Here is a 23,726-nt window from a genome sequence, read left to right on the forward strand (position 1 = left end):
TCTAACCAAAGACGACGGTGCGTCTAGGAATGCAAACGAGGCGTACAGTTCCACGGCAGCAAGGCTTCGTAATCTTCAACCGAGGTCGCCAGTGGTAGCCGTTCTAATGCGTGGCGCAGCCACGCATAGGGCTCCTGGCCGTTGGCTTTAGCCGTCTCGACCAAGCTGTAGAGTTGAGCACTGGCCTTGGCACCCTTGGGGGTATCGCTGAATAGCCAGTTCTTGCGTCCGATCACAAACGGTCTGATCGCACGCTCTGCCGCATTGTTGTCGATGGGCAAAAATCCAGCTTCGGTATAGCGCAGCAGCTTTTGCCAGTTGCTGGCTAGATAACTGATCGCCTTACCCAGCGCATTTTGCGCCGTGACGTGAGGCAGCGTTTTCTCCATCCAGGTGTGCAACTGAGTCAGCACCGGTACGCTGTTTTGCTGGCGAGCTTCATAACGCTGCTCATCGCTGCCTTCTTTCAACGCCCGCTCGATACCGTAAAGCTTGTTGATCAAATTCAGGGCAACATCAGCCCGCCCGGTTTTGCCCTTGGGCTGCACTTTTTGTGCTTCTACGAACTTGCGACGAGCATGCGCCCAACAACCCAAGCGCTCGACACCGGCTTGCGCTCCAAGCGCGTTGTAACCGGCGTAATCATCAGTCATCAAGTAGCCACGATAGCCTTCTAGCAGGCGCGTCGGTACCTCCTGCGCACGGCTGGTTGAGTAGTCGAAAAGAACAACAGGCTGATTAGGCGGGCCTCCAGTTTGTACCCACATCCAGGATTGACTGGCGGGCTCTCGATCAGGCTCTTTATTAACCTGCACTCGCGTCTCATCGCAGTGGATGACACGACTTTCCAGCAGTCGATCCCGCATCAAGTTGAGCAAGGGTTGCAGATGCTCGCCGCACTGAATCACCCAGCGCGCCAACGTTTGTCGAGGAATATCCATGCCGTGGCGGCCCAACACTTTTTCAAAGCGGTGAAGCGGTAAACCATCTACATATTTAGTGGTAAGCAGCATCGCCAAAACGCTAGGGCTGGCCATGCTCTTCTCGATCACTTGCGCAGGTTTATCAGCAGTGACCGGGGCTGTTTCGCAGTCGCGGCAGGCATAGACTTTTCGGATGTGTTTGATCACGCGGATCTGCATCGGCACGATTTCAAGCTGCTCGCTGACTTCTTCGCCAATGGTGTGTTTGCGGCAGCCACAAACGCAGGTCAGTTCGTGCTCATGCAGTTCGTGGATGACTTCGACGCGGGGTAAATCGGCAGGCAAAGGTTTGCGCTTGCCACGGCGCCTGGTCGGAGCAACGACCTCTTCATCTGAAGCTTCGTCCACAGGCTCGATGACGCTTTCTACTTCATTGAAGAGGGCCAGTTGCGGCGTTGCCGCATCAGCTGTTTGCTCGGACTTACGTCCGAACAAACGCTGAAGCAGGAGGGCATTCTGTTCTTGTAGCCGAATAATCTTTCCCTTATCCAACTGACGCTCGTCGAACATCTGCCCAAGCAGTTGCTTGAGCAGAACGGGATCATCTGGAAGGTTTTCGGGCACGGAATTCATGCCCTGGATTATACCGAATCAGGCTACGAATCGCGGCGTCAAAACTTGATGAGGACGGTTGCGCCAGAGGTCAAAGCCATCGAGCATCCAGTTGAGTTCCTGAACCGTCAGGACAATCGCTTCGTCGGTGGCGTCTGGCGATGTTTTGAATCGTTCGGACTCCAGACGCTTGAGCCAAAGGCAAAAGCCATTGCGCTCCCAGTACAAGATCTTCACGCGGTTGCGTGGCTTGTTGAGGAAGACGAAAAGTACTGGATCAAAGACGGCGACCTTGATGTCCAGTTCGACCAATGTAAGCGCTCCATAAACCCCACATTCAAAGTGCTTAGCTGATCCCGGAAGCTGTGATCCCGATTCCCTCAGGAGCCAGCTCGCCATGATGCGACCCGATGCCAAAGTCGAAAAAGTGTATCTGTACCCCAAGCCTGTGGACTTCCGAAAGTCTATCGACGGTCTGGCGGCATTGGTCGAACTGGACATCAAGGTCGCCGTCTTTGATCCAGTACTTTTCGTCTTCCTCAACAAGCCACGCAACCGCGTGAAGATCTTGTACTGGGAGCGCAATGGCTTTTGCCTTTGGCTCAAGCGTCTGGAGTCCGAACGATTCAAAACATCGCCAGACGCCACCGACGAAGCGATTGTCCTGACGGTTCAGGAACTCAACTGGATGCTCGATGGCTTTGACCTCTGGCGCAACCGTCCTCATCAAGTTTTGACGCCGCGATTCGTAGCCTGATTCGGTATAATCCAGGGCATGAATTCCGTGCCCGAAAACCTTCCAGATGATCCCGTTCTGCTCAAGCAACTGCTTGGGCAGATGTTCGACGAGCGTCAGTTGGATAAGGGAAAGATTATTCGGCTACAAGAACAGAATGCCCTCCTGCTTCAGCGTTTGTTCGGACGTAAGTCCGAGCAAACAGCTGATGCGGCAACGCCGCAACTGGCCCTCTTCAATGAAGTAGAAAGCGTCATCGAGCCTGTGGACGAAGCTTCAGATGAAGAGGTCGTTGCTCCGACCAGGCGCCGTGGCAAGCGCAAACCTTTGCCTGCCGATTTACCCCGCGTCGAAGTCATCCACGAACTGCATGAGCACGAACTGACCTGCGTTTGTGGCTGCCGCAAACACACCATTGGCGAAGAAGTCAGCGAGCAGCTTGAAATCGTGCCGATGCAGATCCGCGTGATCAAACACATCCGAAAAGTCTATGCCTGCCGCGACTGCGAAACAGCCCCGGTCACTGCTGATAAACCTGCGCAAGTGATCGAGAAGAGCATGGCCAGCCCTAGCGTTTTGGCGATGCTGCTTACCACTAAATATGTAGATGGTTTACCGCTTCACCGCTTTGAAAAAGTGTTGGGCCGCCACGGCATGGATATTCCTCGACAAACGTTGGCGCGCTGGGTGATTCAGTGCGGCGAGCATCTGCAACCCTTGCTCAACTTGATGCGGGATCGACTGCTGGAAAGTCGTGTCATCCACTGCGATGAGACGCGAGTGCAGGTTAATAAAGAGCCTGATCGAGAGCCCGCCAGTCAATCCTGGATGTGGGTACAAACTGGAGGCCCGCCTAATCAGCCTGTTGTTCTTTTCGACTACTCAACCAGCCGTGCGCAGGAGGTACCGACGCGCCTGCTAGAAGGCTATCGTGGCTACTTGATGACTGATGATTACGCCGGTTACAACGCGCTTGGAGCGCAAGCCGGTGTCGAGCGCTTGGGTTGTTGGGCGCATGCTCGTCGCAAGTTCGTAGAAGCACAAAAAGTGCAGCCCAAGGGCAAAACCGGGCGGGCTGATGTTGCCCTGAATTTGATCAACAAGCTTTACGGTATCGAGCGGGCGTTGAAAGAAGGCAGCGATGAGCAGCGTTATGAAGCTCGCCAGCAAAACAGCGTACCGGTGCTGACTCAGTTGCACACCTGGATGGAGAAAACGCTGCCTCACGTCACGGCGCAAAATGCGCTGGGTAAGGCGATCAGTTATCTAGCCAGCAAAACAGCGTACCGGTGCTGACTCAGTTGCACACCTGGATGGAGAAAACGCTGCCTCACGTCACGGCGCAAAATGCGCTGGGTAAGGCGATCAGTTATCTAGCCAGCAACTGGCAAAAGCTGCTGCGCTATACCGAAGCTGGATTTTTGCCCATCGACAACAATGCGGCAGAGCGTGCGATCAGACCGTTTGTGATCGGACGCAAGAACTGGCTATTCAGCGATACCCCCAAGGGTGCCAAGGCCAGTGCTCAACTCTACAGCTTGGTCGAGACGGCTAAAGCCAACGGCCAGGAGCCCTATGCGTGGCTGCGCCACGCATTAGAACGGCTACCACTGGCGACCTCGGTTGAAGATTACGAAGCCTTGCTGCCGTGGAACTGTACGCCTCGTTTGCATTCCTAGACGCACCGTCGTCTTTGGTTAGATGGGGTTTGTGGAGCGCTTACAAACCATCTACATATTTAGTGGTAAGCAGCATCGCCAAACCGCTAGGGCTGGCCATGCTCTTCTCGATCACTTGCGCAGGTTTATCAGCAGTGACCGGGCTGTTTCGCAGTCGCGGCAGGCATAGACTTTTCGGATGTGTTTGATCACGCGGATCTGCATCGGCACGATTTCAAGCTGCTCGCTGACTTCTTCGCCAATGGTGTGTTTGCGGCAGCCACAAACGCAGGTCAGTTCGTGCTCATGCAGTTCGTGGATGACTTCGACGCGGGGTAAATCAACAGGCAAAGGTTTGCGCTTGCCACGGCGCCTGGTCGGAGCAACGACCCCTTCATCTGAGGCTTCGTCCACAGGTTCGACGACGCTTTCTACTTCATTGAAGAGGGCCAGTTGCGGCGTTGTCGCATCAGCTGTTTGCTCGGACTTACGTCCGAACAAACGCTGAAGCAGGAGGGCATTCTGTTCTTCTAGCCGAATAATCTTTCCCTTATCCAACTGACGCTCGTCGAGCATCTGCCCAAGCAGTTGCTTGAGCAGAACGGGATCATCTGGAAGGTTTTCGGGCACGGAATTCATGCCCTGGATTATACCGAATCAGGCTACGAATCGCGGCGTCAAAACTTGATGAGGACGGTTGCGCCAGAGGTCAAAGCCATCGAGCATCCAGTTGAGTTCCTGAACGTCAGGACAATCGCTTCGTCGGTGGCGTCTGGCGATGTTTTGAATCGTTCGGACTCCAGACGCTTGAGCCAAAGGCAAAAGCCATTGCGCTCCCAGTACAAGATCTTCACGCGGTTGCGTGGCTTGTTGAGGAAGACGAAAAGTACTGGATCAAAGACGGCGACCTTGATGTCCAGTTCGACCAATGCCGCCAGACCGTCGATAGACTTTCGGAAGTCCACAGGCTTGGGGTACAGATACACTTTTTCGACTTTGGCATCGGGTCGCATCATGGCGAGCTGGCTCCTGAGGGAATCGGGATCACAGCTTCCGGGATCAGCTAAGCACTTTGAATGTGGGGTTTATGGAGCGCTTATGCTCATTTCGGAGTGCGAAAGATTTTATTAACTAGGCCAGACGCAAGTTATCAATATAACCAGCTCTTCAGGTAGTACTTTATCCATCAGTCCCTTGGCGTGGTGTCTTCTTGAGTTAGCGTAATCCTGTAGCTCCTAAGGTCGTCGCCTTCACTGACATACTCCTTGCTAAAGTAACGGTAGACAGCACCCTTTACCGTAATTCCTACGCCATTAGGTGTATCATGGATTGCGACGTTTTCTAAAGAACTGTCCGTGATCAGAAATTCGCTTTCCTTATTTAGTTTATGCAGTACTTCTGAATCATCGCCTTCAAGCGGTTTGCTGATGAAAAAGCGTAGTGTGTCCACGTCAGTAGCCATGGCGCCGTAACGTGTAATATAAAGCCAATCACCCTGAGGAAGCGCCCGCTTCAACACTACTTCATCCGCGTCACTACCGAAATCAAAAAAGTCGCCAAGAAATGCCTTGGCTATTAAAAAGACTACAAGTATCCAAAACGAATTCTTGTAAGTAAATCTAAAGTTAGTATCCTTTGGATTTTGCATACAAGATCCCCATTCTTATCCATTTCTGGTCTTTGGGGTCATCCCCGTATGGAGGCAGCCAGAACCAATAGCCCCACTTATGCTTTCGTGTTTTGGCTTCTCCTTGGGCGAACCCAGCGGCTCTCAGTAGAAGCTGCTCAGTTAATTGGCCGGCTGTCCCAACAGCGCCGTAATGAAAATTGCCGAAGTCCTCCCACTCAGGATGTTTCTGCTTGTAGTCCCACGGGCTCTTGTTACGTACTTTGTAGTAAAACCAACTCATGAACGCACCCGTACTAGGATCTTTTTTCCACTGATCGTTCGCGAGCTTCATGTGGACGTCTACATTGACTCCGGGAGGAATGACTGCTGGCATTTCGTAATTCATCGCCTGTCCCTGCGAAATCTAATGAGTGGTTATGAAAATATCTTGTTGCTGATAGCATCCCAGCCGCCAGCAATTTGTCCAGCGCTTTGCCCTGTTTTTCGACTTTGTTTGGAGTAAATAAGTTTAATTCTTCCATAGTTTAGAGCGATAAGTTCGCTTGGGAAGCTATTGTCTTGGTCGCCATTGCCCGTTAATGAAAAAGAACTGATAATAACTTCTTCAAGTTTTATCTCCAGGTATTTGACTTTTGGATCGCCTGCGCGGAAAAGATGCACAGATACTTGCTTGAAGTGCTTACCACTGCAGCAAGCCTCATGAAGCTTTGGGGTGGCATTATCAACAGCCTTACGAACTAGCATGTCGCTCATGTAAGCCCTGCCAGAGGTTGCGCCGCCGGCTGACGTGGAGGTAGCTGAGGCCGTCTGACTAGCCGAAAGGTCGAAGTCTTGCAGCTCTATCCAGTTTTCGTAGCCTTCTGAGAGGGTCTCGCCGGGAACACCTTCGATCTGCAGATATGCTTCTAATGACATTTTAAATTCCTTTTAATGCGATCCTGAGCTTTTGATAATACACGGAAGCTTTTTTGATGTGAATCGCTCAGTCGGGTGGGGCAGGACGCGCATTTTGCAGAAAGGCGGGACAAAAAAATGCCAGTAGAAAACCAGGCCCGCCGCCAGCCCTTGCGGGCAGTCAAGGCTGTCATAAAGCTGGCATTACTGAGCCAAAACTGCCCAATAAGACACAAAAAAAGCACTTGCGATAAACGCTAAGTGCTTGATTTGTAACGCTTGTATGGTGGAGCCGGGGGGATTTGAACCCCCGTCCGCCAGTACTCCGCTGTCGGTACTACATGCTTAGCCGTGTCTATTAAGTTAACCCTCAGCGACCCGACGGGCAGGGTGCTTTGGGCGAGTTGCGTAAGTTTTAGTCGCTTCGTCCGCAACGTACTAGGCGACGATCCTGTTCTATATGACAATCATTTCGGGTTTACAGGCATCCCCTGATGATTGCTGGAGCCGAAGCTACCAGAAGGAAGGCTAGCACCGCTTACGCGGCGAGAGCGTATTCCCCGTAGGTTTCGTCATTGGCAACTATAGAAAGTTGCAACAGTGGATTTACGAGTTCTGTTACCAACTCGGCATGCACCTAAAGTTTCATCACCGGCGTCGAATCCAAATCGGCCCCGAGATCGCTTTCGCAATCGCTGGTGCGGAGTGTACGCCGTTTGGCGTGTCACGTCGACCCGTTTGCTGCACTCGATCAGGTCAGCCCTTGAGGCTGACCTGATCAAGGGGGTTACTTGGCGGCGCCTTCGCTGCCCGAACCAGTATTTTTCAGCGAGGTGATCACCTTGGTGGTGATCTCGATGCATTTTTTCTCGTCGTTCTGAGCCTGGGCAGCTTTGGCGTTCTTCTCAGTGGTTTCGAGCATGGTCTTGTTTTCAGGGCTCAGGTTGGTGCCGGAAGAGGCCTGAGCATTTTCGATGGTCTTGATGTTGGCGGCACACAAATCATCGGCGGCGAAGACTGGCGAAGCCAACAGGGCAGCGCTGAGGAACAATCCAGTGAGGGCGGTACGCTTCATGTGTCTCTCCTTATAACCTGTGGACTCGGTATGGCCGGTCTTTGACGCCGTCGCCCGAGGGTTTTGAAAGCCCGTTAATTGTCAGGGCCTAAAGGATTGACTGTGTTGTAACGCAGGCGTTCTATTTATTTTCGGACACATGCGAAAAAGCCACATTGGGCAGTTAAGGCACCAAAATGGGGCGATCTTCGGGTAAAGGTTATGATCGTGCTGAAGCGGGAGGGGAGGGCAGTGAGGTAAAGCTTTGAGGCGCCTAATGCCTGAGTCAAGGCATCGGGCGCCTGGCGAGGTCTAGTCGTCCTTGCCCTTCGAGCGAACGGCACGTTGCAGCTCACGGTCCGAATCGCGTTCGCGTTCGGTGTGGCGCTTGTCGTATTCCTTTTTACCCTTACCCAAAGCAATTTCGCACTTGATCAAGTGCTGCTTCCAGTAAATGGAAAGGGCCACGCAGGCATAGCCTTTCTGCTGAACCGAAGAGGTGAGCTTTTCGAGCTCGCGCTGGTTGAGCAGCAGTTTACGGGTGCGTGTCGGGTCAGCGATGACGTGCGTGCTGGCAGTCTTCAGAGGCGTGATGTGGCAACCCATCAACCATGCCTCGCCGTCTTTGAGCAGCACATAACTGTCGACCAGCTGTACCTTGGTGGCACGCAGGCTTTTTACTTCCCAGCCAGACAGGACCAGACCGGCCTCGAACTTGTGTTCGATGAAGTAATCGTGACGCGCTTTCTTGTTTTGCGCGATGGTCCCTGTAGGGTGTTGCTTGAGCTTAGCCATAGGGGGCGCATTATAGGGAGTTGCATCAATGTCGGCTACGGGAAAGCGCGTGCTTGAGCACAAAGGTTGAATCCCGGACAATGCGCGATCTTTTTTGGCTGGGCTTTCAATAATGTCGACGGACAAGGTTTCGGTCCACGGTAGCTGGGCGAGTCGCTGGGTGTTCATCCTGGCTGCCACCGGTTCCGCCGTGGGGCTGGGCAGCATCTGGAAATTCCCGTACATGGTTGGCGCCTATGGCGGCGGCGCGTTCGTGCTGGTTTTTCTGGCGTGTATCGCACTGATCGGTATCCCGGTCATGATCGCCGAGACGCTGATTGGTCGTCGTTCGCGGCTCAGTCCGGCGAATGCGCTCAAGACCCTGGCGGTCGAGGCGGGGCATTCGGCGCGTTGGTCGTGGGGTGCTTTCGCAGGGATGATCACGGCGCTGCTGATTCTCTCCTTTTATAGTGTGGTGGGCGGTTGGTCGCTGGATTACCTCATCGATATGGGCCGTGGCGACTTTCAGGGTGTGTCGCCGGATCAGGTGGGTGCCTATTTCGGCGCGGTCATCGCTGATCCATGGCGCCTGATCCTCTGGCATACGATCTTCATGCTGCTATCGGCGGTGGTGATCGGCAAGGGTGTCGAGGCCGGTCTGGAGAAAAGTCTGCGCATCATGATGCCAATGCTGTTCCTGCTGATGCTGGCGCTGTTGGGCTACAGCCTGACCACCGGGCATTTTATGGAAGGCGTGCATTTCATGTTCGACTTCAATCCCGACAAGGTGCTGGATGGCTTGCTGCCGGCGATGGGGCACGCGTTTTTCTCCTTGAGCGTCGGTGTCGGCTCGATCATGGTGTACGGTGCGTACATGACCAAAGGCGCGTCGATCAGCACAACGGTGGTCGGCATTGCACTGCTCGACACCTTTGTTTCCCTGCTGGCGGGGCTGGCGTTATTCCCTATCGTGTTTGCCGCAGGTCTGAACCCGAGTGAAGGTCCTGGCCTGATGTTCGTCACATTGCCTTACGCATTCGGTAATGTGGCGTTCGGTCAGTTGATGGGTGTCGTTTTCTTTGTGCTGGTAGCGGTTGCGGCCTGGAGTTCGGCGATTTCATTGCTTGAGCCGATGGTCGCGTACCTGGTCGAGCGCACCCGTATTCGCCGCGTCTGGGTGACGTTCTGGCTGGCATTTACCTGTTGGTTCGTTGGCCTTGGAACGGTGTTCTCGTTCAATATCTGGCAGAAAGCCAAGTTCTTCGTGAACGATGGGGGCGTATTCCACCTCTATCAATGGGGCGCATCGAATGGCCTGGACTTCTTTGGGGTCATCGATTTCTTCACTTCGCGGATCATGTTGCCGCTGGGTGGATTGTGCTTTGTGGTATTCGCAGGTTGGGTGATGGGCCGTGAGGCGGTGCGCGATGAGTTGTCGATTCGCAGCCCGTTGCTTTTCAACCTGACCTTCTTTCTGATGCGCTACGTGGCGCCGCTCGGCATTCTTGTGGTGTTTGCCGCTCAGCTCTGGAAATAACGCTCATATGACGACGCATATACAACGTTCTGCGCTTTTGCCCTATCCGGCCCGGTTTCTTTATGACCTGGTCAATGACGTGGCTCATTACCCCCAGTTTCTGCCGTGGTGTTCTTCGGCTACCGTGCTTGATGCCAGCGATGAGCAGATGCGCGCCAGCCTGGAAATCGCCAAGGGCGGTCTGAGTCAGAAATTCATGACGCGCAACACACTGGTTCCCGGCGAATCGATTGTGATGGATTTGATCGAGGGGCCGTTTGAGCAGTTTCACGGTGTCTGGACCTTCAAGCCTTTGGGCGAAAAAGCCTGCAAGATCAGCCTGGACCTGTCTTTCGATTACGCCGGGACGATCGTTCGTGCGACTTTGGGGCCGCTGTTCAATCAGGCGGCCAATACACTGGTGGATGCGTTCTGTCAGCGAGCGAAAGAGCTGCATGGCTGAGGCAATGATTCAGATTGAGGTGGTGTATGCCACCGCACAGCGCCAGGTGCTGATGACGGTCGATGTTCCGGCCGGCTCGTCAGTGCGTGAGGCGTTGGCGCTTAGCGGTATGAATCGAGAGTTTCCCGAGCTGGATCTGGCCCAATGTGCTGTAGGTATCTTCGGCAAAGTGGTAGTGAACCCTGCCGAGCGTCTGCTGGAGGCTGGCGAGCGGATTGAAATCTATCGTCCGCTGTTGGCCGACCCTATGGAAATCAGACGCCTACGTGCGGCCAAAGCGCGTGAGAAGAGAGCGCTGTCTGGCTGAACATCAGCTGAAAGAAAGGTACAAAAAAGCCCGGCATGCCGGGCTTTTTGCTGAGCGTCTGGAGACTAGCGGTTGTTGGTGTCCAGAGGCTCTTGAGTCGGGACCGGTACAGTCTCGACGCTGTCTACGTCTTTCTGAATGGTGTCCAGCAGCGAGCCTGGTTTGGCTGGCTCTTCCGGCTTCTGCTGCGGCTGATTCTCCACCGGAGCAGTGCCTTCAGTGCCTTTGCCGAGAATGGCTTCATCGCGGCTCACGCCTGGCATGAAGTCACCGGAGAGGCTGACGAGCTGGTCATTACCGTTGAATATCAGGCTGACACGTTCCTGCTGGCGTTCACCGCCACCGGGCTGCAGGCTGTACAGGTAATCCCACCGATCGGCGTGGAAAGTGTCGGTCAGCAGGGGGTTGCCCATGATAAACCGTACTTGCCGCCGGGTCATTCCGGGGCGCAACTGGTCTATCATGTCCTGCGTGACGACATTACCCTGCTGGATGTCGATTTTGTAAACCCCGGGGAATGAACAACCGGCGAGTGCGAGCAGTCCCACGAAGGTGAAACTGGTTAGCAAGAGCTTGGTGTTTTGCATCGGTGGGCGACTTCCACTATCTTGGCTGGGACAACGTAAACCCCGATCATACCTGCATTAAGAGAAGCTGCGAAGCAGCGTCTGCGAGAAAGCTGACCATGGTTGAAAATAGCGAACTACGTAAAGCAGGACTCAAGGTAACTCTGCCTAGGGTCAAAATACTCCAAATGCTCGATTCTGCCGAGCAACGCCACATGAGTGCCGAGGATGTTTACAAGGCGCTGATGGAGGCTAGCGAGGATGTCGGCCTGGCCACGGTCTACCGTGTCCTGACCCAGTTTGAAGCCGCAGGATTGGTGGTTCGCCACAATTTCGATGGTGGTCATGCTGTGTTCGAGCTGGCTGATGGCGGCCATCATGACCACATGGTCAACGTGGAATCAGGTGAAGTGATCGAGTTCTTCGACGAAGAAATCGAGAAGCTTCAAAAGGCGATTGTCGAAAGACACGGCTTTGATCTGGTGGACCACAATCTGGTGCTCTACGTCCGTAACAAAAAGGCGTAACACCATGCGACAAAGGCGACCTGGGTCGCCTTTGTGCTTTCTATTGCTCAGTTTTTAGCCGTCACGACCATCTTTTTGGCATGCGCCAGCGATTCCTTGGTCAGATCGATACCGCCCAGCATTCGTGCGACCTCTTCTATGCGTTCGGTCTTTGTGAGTTTTGACACGGCAGTGCGGGTTGCATCGTTGTCTCTGACCTTGTGCACGAACAAATGCTGATGACCTTGCGCTGCAACCTGCGGCAAGTGGGTTACGGTCATGACCTGGCCGCGTTCGCCCAGCCGACGCAGCAGCTGGCCCACGATTTCAGCAGTCGGCCCGCCGATCCCCACGTCCACTTCGTCAAACACCAGAGTTGGCACGCGTGATGTCTGCGCGGTGATGACCTGGATCGCAAGGCTGATGCGTGACAGTTCACCGCCCGATGCGACTTTCGCCAGCGCTTTCAACGGCTGTCCGGGGTTGGCACTGACCAGCAGTTCTACCTGTTCCAGACCGTGAGGAAGTGGGTCGGCATTGGCGTTGGGTTTCAGCTCGATATGAAAGCGCCCGCCCGGCATCCCGAGGCGATGAATCTCCTGTTCGACCGCGCTGGCCAGTCTGGTGGCCGAGGTGCTGCGCAGGTCGCTCAGTTCACGGGCCTTTTCCTGATAATGCCGGGCGAACGCCTGAACTTCGTGCTGCAAGCGCTCGATGGATTCGTCGTTGGCATTCAATGTCTCGATTTCATCCAGCAGCTTCTGTTGCAGGGTCGCGACTTCGCCTGGCTGGATGCGGTGCTTGCGCGCGAGTGTATAGATGGCGTCGAGCCGTTCTTCAAGCTGTTGCAGCCTTGCCGGATCGGCGTCGAAATGATCAAGAAAGCGATTCAGCTCGCCAACGGCTTCTTCTACCTGAATCTGCGCGCTGGACAACAGGTCCGTGGCTTCGCTCAAGGCTGACGGCGAGTGATCTACGCTGCCAAGACGATGCAGACTGGCAGTAAGGGTGGTGAGCACGTTGCCGGAATCACTTTCGCTGCATTGTTCGACGACCTGACGGCAGATGCTCAGCAGGCTTTCGGCGTTGGTCAGGTCCTTGTGTTCCTGTTCGAGTTGCTCCAGCTCGTTTTCGCCGAGGCTCAGGCTTTCCAGCTCTTCAAGCTGATAGCTCAGCAACTGATGGCGTGCGCGCTGTTCGTCGCCGGAATTGGAAAGGCGCTCCAGCTCTTGCCGCGTCTGCTTCCAGCGCTGTGCGGCAAGGTGTACTTGACGAGCCAGATCGGTCGCGCCCGCGTATTCGTCGAGTAGGCGCCTATGGGTTTCGGTCTTGAGCAGTGACTGGTGTTCATGCTGGCTGTGAATGTCGATGAGCAGTTCGCCCAGCGCTTTCAGATCACCCTGAGGGCAGGGCGATCCATTGATATAAGAGCGCGAGCGGCCTTCGGCGGTGATCACGCGGCGCAGGATGCACGGCCCGTCGTTATCCAGATCGCGCTCTTTCAGCCAGGCCTCTGCCTCGGGGATGTCGCCAAGATCGAAGGTGGCGAGGATGTCTGCCTTGTCGGCGCCCGGCCTGACCACGCCGCTGTCGGCCCGGTCGCCCAGTGTCAGCCCCAGAGCGTCGAGCATGATCGACTTGCCAGCGCCAGTTTCGCCGGTGATGACGCTCATGCCTCGATCCAGTTCCAGATCAAGGTGTTCAACGATGGCGTAGTTGTGTACGGAAAGGTGCACCAGCATTGAGCGGCTCCCGGGCTATTTGTCTGGTTATTTATACAGTGTTTTATTTGCTGCTGACAATGCCTTGCCTTAGCTCGATTTGATTGGTCGTTACTGTTTTTTAGTCGCTGTTGTGAAGAGCCGCGAGTTTCTTCAGGGCTGAATCCGGATTTTTTTGTCAGGGAATACGTATCTCGATCACACAAGCCCCTTGAACGAGGGAAATCCGATCCCATATAGATGGGCAGAAGCGCGAGTCGGGATCGCGGACGTTTTTAGAGGAGAACATTTATGGCTGACGAACAGAATCTGGATGCGCAAGCTCAGGATCAGGCTGCCGAGGCAGGTACGGGTGAAGAATTGACAACCCGCGTGCAGTTGCTTGAAGAGCAGCTGGCTGCCGCGCAGGACCAATCCCTTCGAGTGGCTGCGGATCTGCAGAATGTCCGCCGCCGCGCCGAACAGGATGTTGAAAAGGCTCACAAGTTTGCGCTGGAAAAATTTGCCGGTGATCTGCTGCCGATCATCGACAGCCTGGAGCGTGGGCTCGATCTGTCCAGCCCGGACGACGAGAGCATTCGCCCTATGCGCGAAGGCATTGAGCTGACCTTGAAGATGTTTCAGGACACCCTCAAGCGTTATCAGCTCGAAGCCATTGATCCACATGGCCAGCCGTTCAGTGCCGACCGGCACCAGGCAATGGCCATGCAGGAGAGTGCAGATGTAGAGCCCAACACGGTGCTCAAAGTGTTTCAGAAGGGTTATCAGCTTAATGGTCGCTTGTTGCGCCCGGCCATGGTTGTGGTCAGCAAGGCACCATCGCCTGCAACGCCGTCAATTGACGAGCAGGCTTGAAATCAGCTGTAAGGCCCCCATTTAAAGGTCAAGCGCTTAAGAGCTACCGCAATTTGTAAACGCAATTGCGGCAACCACATTCAAATTTTGCAAGTTTCGGGAGAGTCAAGATGGGCAGAATTATCGGTATCGACCTGGGGACTACCAACTCCTGCGTCTCCATTCTGGAAAACGGTAACGTCAAGGTTATCGAGAACGCTGAAGGCACTCGCACCACGCCTTCGATCGTTGCTTATGCCAATGACGGTGAAATTCTGGTCGGTCAATCCGCCAAGCGTCAGGCTGTAACCAACCCGCACAATACGCTGTACGCGGTGAAGCGTCTGATCGGCCGCAAGTTCGACGAGCAGGTTGTTCAGAAAGACATCCAGATGGTCCCTTACAAGATCGTCAAGGCTGACAACGGTGATGCCTGGGTTGAAGTGAATGGCCAGAAAATGGCACCTCCTCAGATTTCCGCTGAAATTCTGAAAAAGATGAAGAAGACTGCCGAAGACTACCTCGGCGAAGCAGTAACCGAAGCGGTCATCACCGTTCCGGCCTACTTCAACGACAGTCAGCGTCAGGCGACCAAGGATGCTGGCCGTATCGCCGGTCTGGACGTCAAGCGCATCATCAACGAACCGACCGCAGCCGCTCTGGCTTACGGTATGGACAAGGCCAAGGGCGACCACACTGTCATCGTTTATGACCTGGGTGGCGGTACGTTCGACGTCTCGGTGATCGAGATCGCTGAAGTCGATGGCGAGCATCAGTTTGAAGTGCTGGCAACCAACGGTGACACGTTCCTCGGTGGTGAAGACTTCGACATTCGTCTGATCGATTACTTCGTCGACGAATTCAAGAAAGAAAGCGGCATGAACCTCAAGGGTGATCCGCTGGCAATGCAGCGTCTGAAAGAAGCTGCCGAAAAAGCCAAGATCGAGCTGTCGTCCAGCACTCAGACCGAAGTCAATCTGCCGTACATCACTGCAGACGCTTCAGGTCCGAAGCACTTGGTCGTGAAAATCTCGCGTTCCAAGCTGGAATCGCTGGTTGAAGACCTGGTTCAGCGCACCATCGAGCCTTGCCGCATGGCGTTGAAAGATGCTGGTATCGACATCAGCAAGATCAACGACGTGATTCTGGTCGGTGGTCAGACACGTATGCCGCTGGTGCAGAAGCTGGTGACCGAGTTCTTCGGTAAAGAAGCACGTAAAGACGTCAACCCGGACGAAGCGGTTGCCATGGGTGCTGCTATCCAGGGCGCGGTATTGGCCGGTGATGTCAAAGACGTTCTGCTGCTCGACGTCAGCCCGCTGACCCTGGGTATCGAAACCATGGGCGGCGTGATGACCGCGCTGATCGAGAAAAACACCACGATTCCTACCAAGAAATCCCAGGTGTTCTCGACTGCCGACGACAACCAGAGCGCCGTGACCATTCACGTGCTGCAAGGCGAGCGTAAGCAAGCGACGCAGAACAAGTCGCTGGGCAAGTTCGATCTGGCCGAGATTCCACCTGCTCCACGTGGCGTGCCTCAGATCGAAGTGACCTTCGACATCGACGCAAACGGCATCTTGCACGTTGGCGCGAAAGACAAGGCTACCGGCAAGCAGCAGTCCATCGTGATCAAGGCCAACTCCGGTCTGTCCGAGGAAGAAATTCAGCAAATGGTTCGTGATGCTGAAGTCAACTCCGAAGAAGATCGCAAGTTCGAAGAGCTGGCCTCTGCCCGTAACCAGGGTGACGCGCTGGTCCACTCGACTCGCAAGATGATCGCTGACGCAGGTGACAAGGTCACTGCTGAAGAGAAGACCGCTGTCGAAGCTGCGCTGGTTGCTCTGGAAGCTGCCATCAAGGGCGACGACAAGGCTGCCATCGAAGCCAAGGTCGAAGAGCTGTCGAAGGTTTCCGCGCCAATCGCTCAGAAGATGTACGCCGAGCAGGCCGAAAACCCTGAAGCAGCCGCCAAGCCTGCTGAAGAAAATAACAAGGCCGACGATGTTGTCGATGCCGAGTTTGAAGAAGTGAAAGACCACAAGTAAGCGCAGGCTCACTTGAAAGCCGGTTGACCTCTTTCGAGCGGTGGCTGGTAGGATGTCGCCGCGCGGGAGCTTGCTCCCGCGTTGGCGTGTCTGGAACAAGCAAAAATTCCGGCGTGCGGATTCGCTCCGCACGCCACGTGGCAAGATCGCGACGCTCCTGCGTGGCGATCATTCTGCCGCTTTCTCGGTCAGTCAGATCTGGCTGTTGAACGAAGACCAGGATCGTTGAATCGACGTGAGTTGGGTCCGGGCCTGTATGGGGCTCAACGAGTTTTGCATGGCTCAGGAGAGTGGTGCCGAACGTCCTCAAGAGTGCGGAAGAATTATGGCTAAGCGTGATTACTACGAAGTGTTGGGCGTGGAGCGAGGCTCCAGCGAGGCGGACCTGAAAAAGGCGTACCGTCGTCTGGCGATGAAGCACCACCCTGACCGTAACCCTGATGACAAAGCGTCTGAAGAGTTGTTCAAAGAGGCCAATGAGGCCTACGAAGTGCTGTCCGATGCCAGCAAGCGCGCTGCCTACGACCAGTACGGCCACGCCGGTGTCGATCCGAGCATGGGCGGTGGCGGTGGTTTTGGCGGCGGTGCCGGTGGCGCCAACTTCTCCGATATCTTCGGTGATGTGTTCAGTGACTTCTTTGGTGGTGGTCGCGGCGGTGGCGGCGGTGGTCGTGGCGGTGCTCAGCGCGGCAGCGATCTGCGTTACACGCTGGAGCTGAACCTTGAAGAAGCGGTTCGCGGCACCTCCGTGAATATCCGTGTTCCGACGCTGGTCAACTGCAAGCCTTGCGACGGCAGCGGCGCGAAGAAAGGCTCGTCTCCGGTGACCTGCCCTACGTGTGGCGGTATCGGTCAGGTGCGTATGCAGCAGGGTTTCTTCTCTGTGCAGCAAACCTGCCCGCGTTGCCATGGTCAGGGCAAGATCATTTCCGATCCGTGTGATTCGTGCCATGGCGAAGGCCGTGTCGAAGAGTACAAGACGCTCTCTGTCAAAGTGCCGCCAGGTGTTGACACCGGTGACCGTATTCGCCTGTCTGGCGAAGGTGAGGCGGGTGTCCAGGGTGGGCCGACCGGCGACCTGTATGTCGTGATCAATGTGCGCGAACACGCAATCTTCCAGCGTGACGGCAAGCATCTTTACTGCGAAGTGCCGATCAGCTTTACCGACGCGGCGCTGGGCGGTGAGCTTGAAGTGCCGACGCTCGATGGTCGCGTCAAACTCAAGATTCCTGAGGGCACCCAGACCGGCAAGCAGTTCCGCTTGCGTGGCAAGGGCGTGGCTCCGGTGCGTGGCGGTGGTGCAGGCGACTTGATGTGCCGTGTAGCGGTCGAGACGCCGGTCAATCTGAGCAAGCGTCAGCGTGAATTGCTTGAAGAGTTCCGCACATCGCTTGAGAACGACGAATCCCACTCTCCCAAAGCCAGTGGCTGGTTCGAGGGTGTGAAGCGTTTCTTCGGCGATCTGTAAGGCTATCAACGGGAGCAAGGCATGCGACGTATTGCTGTAGTAGGCGCCGCCGGGCGTATGGGTAAAACCTTGATCGAAGCGGTTCAGCAGGCGCCTGGCGCCGGTCTGACTGCTGCTGTCGATCGCCCCGACAGCACACTGGTCGGCGCTGACGCCGGTGAGTTGGCGGCATTGGGTCGTATTGGTGTGCCGTTGTCGGGTGATCTGGCGAAAGTGGCCGATGAGTTCGACGTGCTGATCGACTTCACTCACCCGTCAGTGACGCTGAAGAATCTGGCTTTCTGTCGCAAGGCAGGCAAGGCCATGATTATCGGCACCACGGGTTTCAGTGCTGAAGAGAAGCAGCGTCTGGTTGAGGCGGGCAAAGACATTCCGATCGTGTTTGCCGCCAACTTCAGTGTCGGTGTGAACCTGTGCCTGAAGCTGCTCGACACGGCCGCGCGCGTTCTGGGCGATGAGGTCGATATCGAGATCATCGAGGCGCACCACCGGCACAAGGTTGATGCGCCATCCGGAACAGCCTTGCGTATGGGCGAAGTTGTCGCCAATGCGCTGGGTCGTGATCTGGAGAAAGTCGCGGTGTACGGTCGTGAAGGCCAGACCGGTGCGCGTGATCGCGAGACCATCGGTTTCGCGACCATACGTGCGGGTGACGTGGTGGGTGATCATACCGTGCTGTTTGCTGCAGACGGTGAGCGGGTCGAGATCACTCACAAGGCGTCCAGCCGCATGACGTTCGCCAAGGGCGCAGTCCGGGCTGCAATGTGGCTCGACGGCAAGGCCCCTGGGCTGTACGACATGCAGGATGTGTTGGGTCTGCATTGATTTCATACAGGGTCATTCACGGCCGTGTCGCATTTTCCCGCTTTTCAGGCTCATTGGTGGTAGACCAAAATGAGCCTTTTCTGTAAGCTACAGCTTTAGTGTGTCCACTAAAAGCGCGCAGATGATTCCATAAGAAAGCGGGGTGACGTTACTACGTCATTCCGCTTTTTTGCAGCCTGCGATCGCCCTTTCAGGTTTTATTTACGGGAGGTCTTCTTGACTAAGCCAGCCATACTCGCCCTTGCTGATGGCAGCATTTTTCGCGGCGAAGCCATTGGAGCCGACGGTCAGACCGTTGGTGAGGTGGTGTTCAACACCGCAATGACAGGCTATCAGGAAATTCTTACCGATCCTTCCTACGCCCAGCAGATCGTTACTCTGACTTACCCGCACATTGGCAACACCGGCACCACGCCTGAAGACGCCGAGTCGGATCGTGTCTGGTCCGCCGGTCTGGTCATTCGTGACCTGCCGCTGGTAGCCAGCAACTGGCGCAACAAGCTGTCCCTCGGTGATTACCTGAAAGCCAACAAGGTTGTTGCCATCGCCGGGATCGACACGCGTCGCCTGACCCGCATCCTGCGTGAGAAAGGCGCCCAGAACGGCTGCATCATGGCCGGTGATAACATCTCCGAAGAGGCAGCCATCGCCGCTGCTCGCGGGTTCCCGGGCCTCAAGGGCATGGACCTGGCCAAAGAAGTCAGCACCAAAGATACGTACGAGTGGCGTTCCAGCGTCTGGGACCTGAAAACCGACAGCCATGCTGAAATTGCAGCGTCCGAGCTGCCGTATCACGTTGTTTCTTACGACTACGGCGTCAAGGTCAACATCCTGCGCATGCTGGTCGAGCGCGGTTGCCGGGTCACCGTGGTTCCGGCGCAAACGCCTGCCAGTGAAGTGCTTGCCTACAAACCGGATGGCGTGTTCCTGTCCAATGGTCCAGGCGATCCCGAGCCCTGCGATTACGCTATCAAGGCGATCAGAGAAGTGCTGGAAACCGACATTCCGGTATTCGGCATCTGCTTGGGTCACCAGCTTCTGGCATTGGCCGCGGGCGCCAAGACCGTAAAAATGGGGCATGGTCACCACGGTGCAAACCACCCGGTTCAGGATCTGGACACCGGCGTTGTCATGATCACCAGTCAGAACCACGGTTTTGCGGTTGATGAAGCGACCCTGCCGGGCAACGTTCGCGCCATTCACAAGTCGCTGTTCGACGGCACCCTGCAGGGTATCGAGCTGACCGACAAGAGCGCCTTCAGCTTCCAGGGTCACCCTGAAGCGAGTCCTGGTCCGAACGACGTAGCGCCTCTGTTTGATCGCTTTATAGAAGCCATGGCCAAGCGCCGCTGACCGGTTGCCTTGAGACTGTAATACGCAGGTGCCCAGGGCGGCCCCGGACCCAGAGTCCGGTCGCTGCCGCCCAGGTCACCTTAGATAAATGTTCAAGACGGCTTGCCGACTGAACCTGCGGATTTGAGTGACCACCCATGCCAAAACGTACAGACATAAAAAGTATCCTGATTCTCGGCGCCGGCCCTATCGTGATCGGTCAGGCCTGTGAATTCGACTACTCCGGCGCCCAGGCCTGCAAGGCTCTGCGCGAAGAGGGTTACCGCGTCATCCTGGTGAACTCCAACCCGGCCACCATCATGACCGACCCGTCGATGGCCGACGCCACCTACATCGAGCCGATCAAGTGGCAGACCGTTGCCAAGATCATCGAAAAAGAGCGCCCGGATGCCTTGCTGCCCACCATGGGCGGCCAGACTGCACTGAACTGCGCGCTGGATCTGGAGCGCGAAGGCGTTCTGGAGAAATTCGGCGTCGAGATGATCGGTGCCAACGCCGACACCATCGACAAGGCTGAAGACCGCTCGCGTTTCGACAAGGCCATGAAGTCCATCGGCCTTGCGTGCCCGCGCTCCGGTATCGCGCACAGCATGGAAGAGGCCAATGCGGTTCTTGAGAAGCTTGGCTTCCCGTGCATTATCCGTCCATCGTTCACCATGGGCGGCACCGGCGGCGGTATCGCTTACAACCGTGAAGAGTTCGAAGAAATTTGCGCCCGTGGTCTGGACCTGTCGCCGACCAAGGAACTGCTGATCGACGAATCGCTGATCGGCTGGAAAGAATATGAAATGGAAGTTGTCCGCGACAAAAAGGACAACTGCATCATCGTCTGCTCCATCGAAAACTTTGACCCGATGGGCGTGCACACCGGAGACTCGATCACCGTTGCTCCCGCACAGACCCTGACTGACAAGGAATACCAGATCCTGCGTAACGCCTCGCTGGCGGTACTGCGCGAGATCGGCGTCGAAACCGGCGGCTCCAACGTGCAGTTCGGCATCTGCCCGGACACCGGCCGTATGGTCGTGATCGAGATGAACCCGCGTGTGTCGCGTTCCTCGGCGTTGGCATCCAAAGCCACAGGCTTCCCGATTGCCCGGGTTGCAGCCAAACTGGCGGTCGGTTATACCCTTGACGAGCTGTCCAACGAGATCACTGGCGGCAAGACTCCAGCGTCCTTCGAACCGTCCATCGACTACGTCGTGACCAAGCTCCCGCGCTTCGCTTTCGAGAAGTTCTCCAAGGCCGACGCTCGCCTGACCACGCAGATGAAGTCGGTCGGTGAAGTCATGGCCATCGGCCGCACGTTCCAGGAATCGCTGCAGAAAGCCCTGCGCGGTCTGGAAGTCGGCGTTTGCGGTCTTGATCCGAAGCTGGACCTGAGCCACCCGGAAAGCATGAGCACGCTCAAGCGCGAGCTGACCGTGCCGGGCGCCGAGCGTATCTGGTACGTCGCTGATGCATTCCGTGCCGGCATGTCGGTCGAGGACATCTTCGCCATGAACATGATTGACCCCTGGTTCCTGGTGCAGATCGAAGATCTGGTCAAGGACGAAGAGAAGGTCAAGACCCTGGGTCTGTCGGCTATTGATCGCGACCTGATGTTCCGTCTCAAGCGCAAGGGCTTCTCCGATGCGCGTCTGGCCAAGCTGCTGGGTGTGACCGAGAAGAATCTGCGCACTCACCGTCACAAGCTGGAAGTGTTCCCGGTCTACAAGCGTGTCGACACCTGCGCAGCCGAGTTCGCAACCGACACTGCTTACCTGTACTCGACGTACGAGGAAGAGTGCGAAGCCAACCCGTCGACGCGCGACAAGATCATGATCCTCGGCGGTGGCCCGAACCGCATCGGCCAGGGTATCGAGTTCGATTACTGCTGCGTACACGCTGCATTGGCGCTGCGTGAAGACGGTTACGAGACCATCATGGTCAACTGCAACCCGGAAACCGTCTCCACTGACTACGACACCTCGGACCGTCTGTACTTCGAGCCTGTAACCCTTGAAGACGTGCTGGAAATCGTCCGCGTCGAGAAGCCGAAAGGCGTGATCGTGCAGTACGGTGGTCAGACGCCTTTGAAGCTGGCGCGAGCTCTTGAAGCGGCCGGTGTACCGATTATCGGCACCAGCCCTGATGCCATTGACCGTGCAGAAGACCGCGAGCGTTTCCAGCACATGGTCGAGCGCCTGAACCTGCGTCAGCCGCCAAACGCCACCGTGCGCAGCGAAGACGAAGCGATTCGTGCCGCCGCCAAGATCGGTTATCCGCTGGTGGTGCGTCCGTCCTACGTATTGGGCGGTCGTGCGATGGAAATCGTTTACCAGGAAGACGAACTCAAGCGTTACCTGCGCGAAGCGGTTCAGGTATCCAATGACAGCCCGGTGCTGCTGGATCACTTCCTGAACTGTGCAATCGAAATGGACGTCGATGCGGTCTGTGACGGCACTGACGTGGTGATCGGCGCGATCATGCAGCACATCGAACAGGCAGGCGTTCACTCCGGTGACTCCGCCTGCTCGCTGCCGCCGTACTCGCTGCCTGCCCATATCCAGGACGAGATGCGCGAACAGGTCAAGAAAATGGCTCTGGAACTGGGCGTTGTCGGCCTGATGAACGTACAGCTGGCACTTCAGGGCGAAGACATCTACGTCATCGAAGTGAACCCGCGTGCTTCGCGTACCGTGCCGTTCGTGTCCAAGTGCATCGGTGTTTCCCTGGCGATGATCGCTGCGCGCGTGATGGCCGGCAAGACGCTGAAAGAGCTGAACTTCACCAAGGAAATCATCCCGAATTTCTACAGCGTGAAAGAGGCGGTGTTCCCGTTCGCCAAATTCCCTGGCGTTGACCCGATCCTTGGCCCGGAAATGAAGTCGACCGGCGAAGTGATGGGCGTGGGCGATACCTTCGGTGAAGCGTTTGCCAAGGCCCAGATGGGTGCCAGCGAAGTGCTGCCGACCGGCGGTACTGCGTTCATCAGCGTGCGTGACGACGACAAGCCTCTGGTGGCTGGCGTTGCGCGTGACCTGATTGACCTGGGCTTCCAGATCGTCGCCACCGCAGGTACTGCCAAGCTGATCGAAGCAGCAGGGCTGAAAGTGCGCCGCGTCAACAAGGTTACCGAAGGTCGTCCGCATGTGGTCGACATGATCAAGAATGACGAAGTCACCCTGATCATCAACACCACCGAAGGTCGCCAGTCGATTGCGGATTCGTACTCTATCCGTCGCAATGCCTTGCAGCACAAGATTTACTGCACCACCACCATTGCAGCAGGCGAAGCGATTTGTGAAGCGCTCAAGTTCGGTCCAGAGAAGACCGTACGTCGCTTGCAGGATCTCCATGCAGGATTGAAGGCATGATCAAGTACCCTATGACAGTTCAGGGCGCTCAAGCCCTGGAAGAAGAGCTGACCCACCTGACCAAGGTTGTGCGTCCCAAGTTGAGCCAGGACATTGGTACTGCGCGTGAACTGGGTGACCTCAAGGAAAACGCCGAATACCATGCTGCCCGCGAGCAGCAGGGCATGGTTGAAGCGCGTATCCGTGATATCGAAGGGCGCATGCAGAACGCCGTGGTGATTGATGTCACCACGATCGAGCCTACCGGGAAGGTAATCTTCGGCACCACGGTCGAGATCGCCAACGTCGAGACTGACGAGCGTGTGACCTATCAGATCGTTGGTGAGGACGAAGCGGATATCAAGAAGGGCAAGATTTCAGTGGGTTCGCCCATTGCCCGTGCCTTGATTGCCAAGGAAGAGGGTGACGTCGTGGCCGTGAAAACGCCGGGTGGCGTTATCGAGTACGAAATCATCGAGGTGCGTCACATCTGATGTCAG

22 protein-coding genes, 1 other RNA gene and 2 pseudogenes are annotated in these 23,726 nt (G+C 56.0%); 13 read left to right on the forward strand and 12 right to left on the reverse strand.

Features of this window, described 5'->3' with window-relative positions; genetic code table 11:
- Positions 1-23: 23 nt before the first annotated feature.
- Both tnpC (N018_RS04080) and tnpB (N018_RS04085) read right to left on the reverse strand, forming a co-directional pair.
- Positions 24-1,556, reverse strand: coding sequence for an IS66 family transposase (gene tnpC / locus N018_RS04080; RefSeq protein ID WP_025388904.1), 1,533 nt, complete (start codon positions 1,554-1,556; stop codon positions 24-26).
- Between the two features lie 18 nt (positions 1,557-1,574).
- Positions 1,575-1,847, reverse strand: a complete 273-nt coding sequence (tnpB, locus tag N018_RS04085) for an IS66 family insertion sequence element accessory protein TnpB (RefSeq protein ID WP_025388905.1) — start codon at positions 1,845-1,847, stop codon at positions 1,575-1,577.
- Between the two features lie 85 nt (positions 1,848-1,932).
- Between tnpB (N018_RS04085) and tnpB (N018_RS04090) the strand changes: the two genes are divergently transcribed.
- Positions 1,933-2,292 carry an IS66 family insertion sequence element accessory protein TnpB gene (gene tnpB / locus N018_RS04090; RefSeq protein WP_024647222.1) on the forward strand — a complete coding sequence of 120 codons (360 nt, stop codon included), beginning with the start codon at positions 1,933-1,935 and terminating at the stop codon, positions 2,290-2,292.
- A gap of 18 nt (positions 2,293-2,310) precedes the next feature.
- A pseudogene (gene tnpC / locus N018_RS04095) lies at positions 2,311-3,950 on the forward strand (IS66 family transposase).
- 43 nt (positions 3,951-3,993) lie between these two features.
- Here tnpC (N018_RS04095) and N018_RS04105 read toward each other — a convergent pair.
- The 8 genes and pseudogenes from N018_RS04105 to smpB form a co-directional block, all read right to left on the reverse strand.
- Positions 3,994-4,568 (reverse strand): annotated as a pseudogene (locus tag N018_RS04105) (transposase); the annotation flags it as partial.
- A gap of 38 nt (positions 4,569-4,606) precedes the next feature.
- Positions 4,607-4,945 (reverse strand): IS66 family insertion sequence element accessory protein TnpB, encoded by a 339-nt coding sequence (gene tnpB / locus N018_RS27920; protein ID WP_229631276.1) that lies wholly within the window; start codon positions 4,943-4,945, stop codon positions 4,607-4,609.
- Positions 4,946-5,115: 170 nt separating this feature from the next.
- On the reverse strand, positions 5,116-5,577 hold the full coding sequence (locus N018_RS04115; RefSeq protein ID WP_025388907.1) for a hypothetical protein: 462 nt from the start codon (positions 5,575-5,577) through the stop codon (positions 5,116-5,118).
- Positions 5,555-5,944 (reverse strand): polymorphic toxin type 44 domain-containing protein, encoded by a 390-nt coding sequence (locus N018_RS04120; RefSeq protein ID WP_025388908.1) that lies wholly within the window; start codon positions 5,942-5,944, stop codon positions 5,555-5,557. Before N018_RS04120 ends, N018_RS04115 begins: the two co-directional genes overlap by 23 nt.
- A gap of 29 nt (positions 5,945-5,973) precedes the next feature.
- On the reverse strand, positions 5,974-6,474 hold the full coding sequence (locus N018_RS04125; RefSeq protein ID WP_025388909.1) for an Hcp family type VI secretion system effector: 501 nt from the start codon (positions 6,472-6,474) through the stop codon (positions 5,974-5,976).
- A gap of 263 nt (positions 6,475-6,737) precedes the next feature.
- Positions 6,738-7,129, reverse strand: a transfer-messenger RNA (tmRNA) gene (gene ssrA, locus N018_RS26065).
- A gap of 111 nt (positions 7,130-7,240) precedes the next feature.
- On the reverse strand, positions 7,241-7,528 hold the full coding sequence (locus N018_RS04130) for a hypothetical protein (RefSeq protein ID WP_024644251.1): 288 nt from the start codon (positions 7,526-7,528) through the stop codon (positions 7,241-7,243).
- A gap of 291 nt (positions 7,529-7,819) precedes the next feature.
- Positions 7,820-8,302 (reverse strand): SsrA-binding protein SmpB, encoded by a 483-nt coding sequence (gene smpB / locus N018_RS04135; protein ID WP_024644252.1) that lies wholly within the window; start codon positions 8,300-8,302, stop codon positions 7,820-7,822.
- Between the two features lie 112 nt (positions 8,303-8,414).
- Between smpB and N018_RS04140 the strand changes: the two genes are divergently transcribed.
- From N018_RS04140 to N018_RS04150, 3 genes are read left to right on the forward strand one after another with little or no spacing between them, the layout of a single operon-like run.
- On the forward strand, positions 8,415-9,818 hold the full coding sequence (locus N018_RS04140; RefSeq protein WP_025388910.1) for a sodium-dependent transporter: 1,404 nt from the start codon (positions 8,415-8,417) through the stop codon (positions 9,816-9,818).
- A gap of 7 nt (positions 9,819-9,825) precedes the next feature.
- Complete coding sequence (locus N018_RS04145) at positions 9,826-10,260, forward strand: type II toxin-antitoxin system RatA family toxin (protein ID WP_024644254.1); 435 nt, start codon at positions 9,826-9,828, stop codon at positions 10,258-10,260.
- On the forward strand, positions 10,253-10,567 hold the full coding sequence (locus tag N018_RS04150; protein ID WP_025388911.1) for an RnfH family protein: 315 nt from the start codon (positions 10,253-10,255) through the stop codon (positions 10,565-10,567). Before N018_RS04145 ends, N018_RS04150 begins: the two co-directional genes overlap by 8 nt.
- Before the next feature lie 65 nt (positions 10,568-10,632).
- Here N018_RS04150 and N018_RS04155 read toward each other — a convergent pair whose 3' ends face one another.
- A complete protein-coding gene (locus N018_RS04155; RefSeq protein WP_025388912.1) occupies positions 10,633-11,154 on the reverse strand; it encodes an outer membrane protein assembly factor BamE in 522 nt (173 codons plus the stop codon).
- Positions 11,155-11,252: 98 nt separating this feature from the next.
- Between N018_RS04155 and fur the strand changes: the two genes are divergently transcribed.
- Complete coding sequence (gene fur / locus N018_RS04160; protein ID WP_002555142.1) at positions 11,253-11,660, forward strand: ferric iron uptake transcriptional regulator; 408 nt, start codon at positions 11,253-11,255, stop codon at positions 11,658-11,660.
- A gap of 47 nt (positions 11,661-11,707) precedes the next feature.
- Here the strand turns inward: fur and recN are convergent, their stop codons facing one another.
- Positions 11,708-13,381 (reverse strand): DNA repair protein RecN, encoded by a 1,674-nt coding sequence (gene recN / locus N018_RS04165; RefSeq protein WP_025388913.1) that lies wholly within the window; start codon positions 13,379-13,381, stop codon positions 11,708-11,710.
- A 270-nt stretch (positions 13,382-13,651) separates the two neighbouring features.
- On the opposite strand from recN, the gene grpE reads away from it, so the two are divergent.
- The 7 genes from grpE to greA all read left to right on the forward strand — a co-directional run bounded on the left by grpE (position 13,652) and on the right by greA (position 23,720).
- Positions 13,652-14,215, forward strand: coding sequence for a nucleotide exchange factor GrpE (gene grpE / locus N018_RS04170; RefSeq protein WP_024644258.1), 564 nt, complete (start codon positions 13,652-13,654; stop codon positions 14,213-14,215).
- A gap of 110 nt (positions 14,216-14,325) precedes the next feature.
- On the forward strand, positions 14,326-16,242 hold the full coding sequence (gene dnaK, locus N018_RS04175; RefSeq protein WP_024644259.1) for a molecular chaperone DnaK: 1,917 nt from the start codon (positions 14,326-14,328) through the stop codon (positions 16,240-16,242).
- A 325-nt stretch (positions 16,243-16,567) separates the two neighbouring features.
- Positions 16,568-17,710: a molecular chaperone DnaJ gene (gene dnaJ, locus N018_RS04180; RefSeq protein ID WP_024644260.1), complete on the forward strand. Its 1,143-nt coding sequence runs from the start codon at positions 16,568-16,570 to the stop codon at positions 17,708-17,710.
- Between the two features lie 21 nt (positions 17,711-17,731).
- Positions 17,732-18,535, forward strand: a complete 804-nt coding sequence (gene dapB, locus N018_RS04185) for a 4-hydroxy-tetrahydrodipicolinate reductase (RefSeq protein WP_007249034.1) — start codon at positions 17,732-17,734, stop codon at positions 18,533-18,535.
- 216 nt (positions 18,536-18,751) lie between these two features.
- A complete protein-coding gene (gene carA / locus N018_RS04190; RefSeq protein WP_024644261.1) occupies positions 18,752-19,888 on the forward strand; it encodes a glutamine-hydrolyzing carbamoyl-phosphate synthase small subunit in 1,137 nt (378 codons plus the stop codon).
- A gap of 137 nt (positions 19,889-20,025) precedes the next feature.
- The gene (carB, locus tag N018_RS04195) at positions 20,026-23,247 is read left to right on the forward strand and encodes a carbamoyl-phosphate synthase large subunit (RefSeq protein ID WP_024644262.1); all 3,222 of its coding nucleotides are present in this window, start codon (positions 20,026-20,028) and stop codon (positions 23,245-23,247) included.
- Positions 23,244-23,720 carry a transcription elongation factor GreA gene (greA, locus tag N018_RS04200; RefSeq protein WP_024644263.1) on the forward strand — a complete coding sequence of 159 codons (477 nt, stop codon included), beginning with the start codon at positions 23,244-23,246 and terminating at the stop codon, positions 23,718-23,720. Before carB ends, greA begins: the two co-directional genes overlap by 4 nt.
- Positions 23,721-23,726 lie beyond the last annotated feature (6 nt).

The organism is Pseudomonas syringae CC1557 (assembly GCF_000452705.1).
GTDB lineage: Bacteria > Pseudomonadota > Gammaproteobacteria > Pseudomonadales > Pseudomonadaceae > Aquipseudomonas > Aquipseudomonas syringae_F.

Bases quoted from the DNA above. Each gene is read 5' to 3' on its own strand.
- N018_RS04150 (WP_025388911.1), top strand. From the start codon at position 10,253: ATGGCTGAGGCAATGATTCAGATTGAGGTGGTGTATGCCACCGCACAG.
- N018_RS04130 (WP_024644251.1), bottom strand. From the start codon at position 7,528: ATGAAGCGTACCGCCCTCACTGGATTGTTCCTCAGCGCTGCCCTGTTG.
- N018_RS04115 (WP_025388907.1), bottom strand. From the start codon at position 5,577: ATGCAAAATCCAAAGGATACTAACTTTAGATTTACTTACAAGAATTCG.
- smpB (WP_024644252.1), bottom strand. From the start codon at position 8,302: ATGGCTAAGCTCAAGCAACACCCTACAGGGACCATCGCGCAAAACAAG.
- grpE (WP_024644258.1), top strand. From the start codon at position 13,652: ATGGCTGACGAACAGAATCTGGATGCGCAAGCTCAGGATCAGGCTGCC.
- N018_RS04125 (WP_025388909.1), bottom strand. From the start codon at position 6,474: ATGTCATTAGAAGCATATCTGCAGATCGAAGGTGTTCCCGGCGAGACC.
- recN (WP_025388913.1), bottom strand. From the start codon at position 13,381: ATGCTGGTGCACCTTTCCGTACACAACTACGCCATCGTTGAACACCTT.
- tnpC (WP_025388904.1), bottom strand. From the start codon at position 1,556: ATGAATTCCGTGCCCGAAAACCTTCCAGATGATCCCGTTCTGCTCAAG.
- greA (WP_024644263.1), top strand. From the start codon at position 23,244: ATGATCAAGTACCCTATGACAGTTCAGGGCGCTCAAGCCCTGGAAGAA.
- N018_RS04120 (WP_025388908.1), bottom strand. From the start codon at position 5,944: ATGAATTACGAAATGCCAGCAGTCATTCCTCCCGGAGTCAATGTAGAC.
- tnpB (WP_024647222.1), top strand. From the start codon at position 1,933: ATGATGCGACCCGATGCCAAAGTCGAAAAAGTGTATCTGTACCCCAAG.
- carB (WP_024644262.1), top strand. From the start codon at position 20,026: ATGCCAAAACGTACAGACATAAAAAGTATCCTGATTCTCGGCGCCGGC.
- fur (WP_002555142.1), top strand. From the start codon at position 11,253: ATGGTTGAAAATAGCGAACTACGTAAAGCAGGACTCAAGGTAACTCTG.
- tnpB (WP_229631276.1), bottom strand. From the start codon at position 4,945: ATGATGCGACCCGATGCCAAAGTCGAAAAAGTGTATCTGTACCCCAAG.
- N018_RS04145 (WP_024644254.1), top strand. From the start codon at position 9,826: ATGACGACGCATATACAACGTTCTGCGCTTTTGCCCTATCCGGCCCGG.
- N018_RS04140 (WP_025388910.1), top strand. From the start codon at position 8,415: ATGTCGACGGACAAGGTTTCGGTCCACGGTAGCTGGGCGAGTCGCTGG.
- N018_RS04155 (WP_025388912.1), bottom strand. From the start codon at position 11,154: ATGCAAAACACCAAGCTCTTGCTAACCAGTTTCACCTTCGTGGGACTG.
- dnaJ (WP_024644260.1), top strand. From the start codon at position 16,568: ATGGCTAAGCGTGATTACTACGAAGTGTTGGGCGTGGAGCGAGGCTCC.
- dapB (WP_007249034.1), top strand. From the start codon at position 17,732: ATGCGACGTATTGCTGTAGTAGGCGCCGCCGGGCGTATGGGTAAAACC.
- dnaK (WP_024644259.1), top strand. From the start codon at position 14,326: ATGGGCAGAATTATCGGTATCGACCTGGGGACTACCAACTCCTGCGTC.